The sequence below is a fragment of the Pseudomonas sp. genome, assembly GCF_026224925.1.
Taxonomy (GTDB): Bacteria; Pseudomonadota; Gammaproteobacteria; order Pseudomonadales; family Pseudomonadaceae; genus Aquipseudomonas.
In genome coordinates, this window is record NZ_JAMFRV010000425.1 from 1 (window position 1) to 4,238 (window position 4,238).

Genomic DNA, 4,238 nt, shown 5'->3' on the forward strand with positions numbered 1-4,238 from the left:
CCCGATTTTCGTGGTGAAATCAGTCAGATACCGCCAATGTACTCAGCGCTTAAACGTGACGGGCAGCCGTTATACAAGCTGGCACGGGCCGGGGAAGTGGTGGAGCGTGAACCGCGTTCTGTTACTATTGCGCGCCTGGAATTGCTGGAGTGTGAAGCCGACACGGCGCGCCTCTCGGTTGATTGCACCAAAGGCACCTATATCCGCACGTTGGTTGAAGATATAGGCGAAAAGCTCGGTTGTGGTGCTTACGTTGCTGAGTTGCGCCGCACCCAAGCCGGACCTTTCAGCCTGGCCCAGACGGTGACGCTGGAAGAGTTGGAGCAAGTACATGCCGATGGTGGTAACGAAGCGGTTGATCGCTTCCTGATGCCTTCGGACAGCGGTTTGTTGCATTGGCCGTTGCTGCAGTTTTCGGAACACAGTTCGTTTTACTGGTTGCATGGTCAACCAGTGAGAGCACCGGACGCGCCGCAATTCGGCATGGTTCGTGTGCAAGATCATGAAGGTCGCTTCATCGGTATCGGTGAAGTGAGTGAAGACGGGCGCATCGCGCCACGTCGATTGATTCGGTCAGAATGACCGAACGAGGGTGGCTGTCAGTAGGCGCGGTCACAGCTCATTTTAAAATACGGGGGTTTGCCCTCGGCCTATTGAAACTGTCTCTCTGGAGCGGTTTCCGTGATTAAGGATTGCCCACATGGCACTCAGCGTTGAAGAAAAAGCTCAAATCGTAACCGACTACCAGCAAGCTGTTGGTGATACTGGTTCGCCAGAAGTGCAAGTTGCACTGCTGACCGCCAACATCAACAAATTGCAGGGTCACTTCAAAATCAACGGTAAAGACCACCACTCACGTCGTGGCCTGATCCGTATGGTAAACCAGCGTCGCAAGCTGCTGGATTACCTGAAAGGTAAAGAAGTTAGCCGTTACAGCGCCCTGATCGGTCGTCTGGGTCTGCGTCGCTAATAGCGATGTCGATAGAGGTTGGTTGTTTGTCACGATTTTTCGGGTTTACTCGGACGGTCTGGCAGGCTTCCAGCCTCAAGTTGTATCTGGACGGTCGATAGGTCCGAATCCTGTCACTGCCCAAGAATTCGCAAGAAACCAGTTCCCCAAGAGCCACAAAAGAAGGTAGGAAACCGTGAACCCGGTAATCAAGAAGTTCCAGTTCGGTCAATCGACCGTCACCCTCGAGACTGGCCGTATAGCCCGTCAAGCTTCCGGCGCAGTATTGGTCACCGTTGACGACGACGTCAGCGTATTAGTGACTGTGGTCGGTGCCAAGCAAGCTGACGCAGGTAAAGGCTTCTTCCCACTTTCCGTTCACTACCAGGAAAAAACCTACGCAGCGGGCAAGATCCCCGGCGGTTTTTTCAAGCGTGAAGGCCGTCCTTCCGAAAAAGAAACCCTGACTTCGCGTCTGATCGACCGTCCGATCCGTCCGCTGTTCCCAGAAGGTTTCATGAACGAAGTACAGGTTGTCTGTACCGTTCTGTCGACCAGCAAAAAGACTGATCCAGACGTTGCTGCCATGATCGGTACTTCAGCTGCATTGGCGATCTCCGGTATTCCGTTCGACGGCCCTATCGGCTGCGCACGCGTTGCTTTCCACGAAAGCACCGGCTACCTGCTGAACCCTACGTACGAACAACTCAAGGCTTCGAGCCTGGACATGGTTGTTGCCGGTACGTCGGAAGCTGTATTGATGGTTGAATCGGAAGCTAAAGAGCTGACCGAAGACCAGATGTTGGGCGCGGTTCTGTTCGCCCACGACGAATTCCAGGTTGTTATCAACGCCATCAAAGAGCTGGCTGCTGAAACAGCCAAGCCTACGTGGGACTGGCAGCCGAAGCCTGAAGCTACCGAGTTGCTGGCCGCGATTCGCAGCGAGTTCGGCGATGCGATCTCCCAGGCTTACACCATCACCGTCAAGCACGAGCGTTATGCTCGCCTGGGTGAGTTGCGTGACCAGATCGTTGCCAAGCTTTCCGGTGCAGAAGGCCAGCCTTCTTCTAGCGAAGTCAAAGCAGCGTTCGGCGAAATCGAATACCGCACCGTGCGCGAAAACATCGTGAACGGTAAGCCACGTATCGACGGCCGCGACACTCGCACCGTCCGTCCGTTGAACATCGAAGTGGGTGTTCTGCCGAAGACCCACGGTTCAGCACTGTTCACCCGTGGCGAAACTCAGGCGCTGGTTGTAGCGACCCTGGGCACCGCACGTGACGCACAGCTGCTCGACACCCTGGAAGGCGAACGTAAAGACCCGTTCATGCTGCACTACAACTTCCCTCCGTTCTCGGTAGGTGAGTGTGGTCGCATGGGTGGCGCTGGTCGTCGCGAAATCGGTCACGGTCGTTTGGCTCGTCGCAGCGTACAGGCCATGTTGCCTGCTGCCGACGTGTTCCCTTACACCATCCGTATGGTGTCGGAAATCACCGAAGCCAACGGCTCCAGCTCTATGGCGTCGGTGTGTGGTGCTTCCCTGGCGCTGATGGACGCTGGTGTGCCGATGAAAGCACCAGTGGCCGGTATCGCGATGGGCTTGGTTAAAGAAGGCGAGAAGTTCGCCATCCTGACCGACATCCTGGGCGACGAAGATCACCTGGGCGACATGGACTTCAAGGTAGCCGGTACCGCCAAGGGTGTTACCGCGCTGCAGATGGACATCAAGATCAAGGGCATCACCGAAGAAATCATGGAAATCGCTCTGGGCCAAGCCCTGGAAGCGCGCCTGAACATTCTCGGTCAGATGAACAAGATCCTTGCCGGGTCGCGTACCGAGTTGTCGGAAAACGCACCGACCATGATCGCGATGAAAATCGACACCGACAAAATCCGTGATGTTATCGGTAAAGGCGGCGCGACTATCCGTGCGATCTGTGAAGAAACCAAAGCTTCGATCGATATCGAAGACGATGGCACCATCAAGATCTTCGGCGAAACCAAGGAAGCGGCTGAAGCAGCACGTCAGCGCGTTCTGGGCATCACCGCAGAAGCTGAAATCGGCAAGATCTACGTCGGTAAGGTTGAGCGCATCGTCGACTTCGGCGCCTTCGTCAACATCCTGCCTGGCAAAGACGGCCTGGTTCACATCTCCATGCTGAGCGACGCTCGTGTTGAGAAAGTGACTGACGTATTGCAAGAAGGTCAGGAAGTTGAAGTACTGGTACTGGACGTCGACAACCGCGGCCGTATCAAGCTGTCGATCAAAGACGTAGCAGCAGCAAAAGCATCCGGCGTTTAATTAGCCCGACGCTAAATGGACTGAAGGCCAGTTAAAACTGGCTTCAGGTTCAGTTGAAAAAAACCGCTTCCTCTCATGAGGTGGCGGTTTTTTTTTGATTTCGTTTTCCTATGGGTGGCCTAAGTTTCGCCGGTCAGACTTGCTCCATGACTTACTCGCATCGGCAGGAGCTACTCTCCAATGAACACACGGACTATGCCCACACTATCAACCTGGCTGAACAAAGTCCCAGAAGTAACCTTGTCGTTCTGGATCATCAAGATCATGTCGACAACGGTCGGTGAAACCGGCGCGGATTATCTGGCCGTCGACGCTGGGTGGGGTCAGGGCCTGACGAGGGGAGTGATGGGCGCACTGTTGGCCATCGCCTTATTTCTGCAATTGCGTACTCGTCGCTACACGCCGTGGACTTACTGGCTGACGGTGGTGCTGGTTAGCGTGGTCGGCACACAGATTACCGATCTGCTTACCGATGGCCTGGACGTGAGTTTGTATGCCAGCACTGGAGTGTTTGCGGTGACGTTGGCGGTGATATTTGCCGTCTGGTATCGAGTTGAGCGGACCCTGTCCATCCATGAAGTCACCACTTTGCGGCGAGAGCTCTTCTATTGGGCAGCCATTCTCTGCACGTTCGCATTGGGTACGGCAGCAGGCGACTTGGCAACCGAAGCGCTTGGTCTCGGTTTTACCTTAGGCGCAATAATTTTCAGCGGTTTGCTCGCACTCAGTTATGTCGCCTACCGCATGGGTGGCAACGCCGTCTTGACCTTCTGGATCGGTTACATCCTGACTCGACCTTTTGGTGCCTCCCTCGGCGATCTGCTCACCCAAGCTAAAACCTATGGCGGTCTCGGCATGGGCGCCATGTGGACCAGCGCGCTGTTCCTGACCGTGATTGTGCTCCTCGTAACGGTGGCGCAAATCAGTGTTGGCAACCGCAACCCATCGCAGATCGCGAAATAATCTACTTAATTAATCAACCCAAGG

Annotated in this window: 4 protein-coding genes; all 4 read left to right on the top strand. The window is 55.1% G+C overall.

Translation table 11 applies throughout. The features are described 5' to 3' along the window. On the top strand, positions 1–582 hold a 582-nt coding region (locus tag M0974_RS18365; protein ID WP_297839825.1), incomplete at its 5' end, for a tRNA pseudouridine(55) synthase TruB. 118 nt (positions 583–700) lie between these two features. Beyond that, the gene (gene rpsO, locus M0974_RS18370; RefSeq protein WP_297839828.1) at positions 701–970 is read left to right on the top strand and encodes a 30S ribosomal protein S15; all 270 of its coding nucleotides are present in this window, start codon (positions 701–703) and stop codon (positions 968–970) included. Positions 971–1,145: 175 nt separating this feature from the next. After that, a complete protein-coding gene (pnp, locus tag M0974_RS18375) occupies positions 1,146–3,251 on the top strand; it encodes a polyribonucleotide nucleotidyltransferase (protein ID WP_297839830.1) in 2,106 nt (701 codons plus the stop codon). 195 nt (positions 3,252–3,446) lie between these two features. After that, the gene (locus M0974_RS18380; RefSeq protein WP_297839832.1) at positions 3,447–4,214 is read left to right on the top strand and encodes a hypothetical protein; all 768 of its coding nucleotides are present in this window, start codon (positions 3,447–3,449) and stop codon (positions 4,212–4,214) included. Positions 4,215–4,238: the final 24 nt, after the last annotated feature.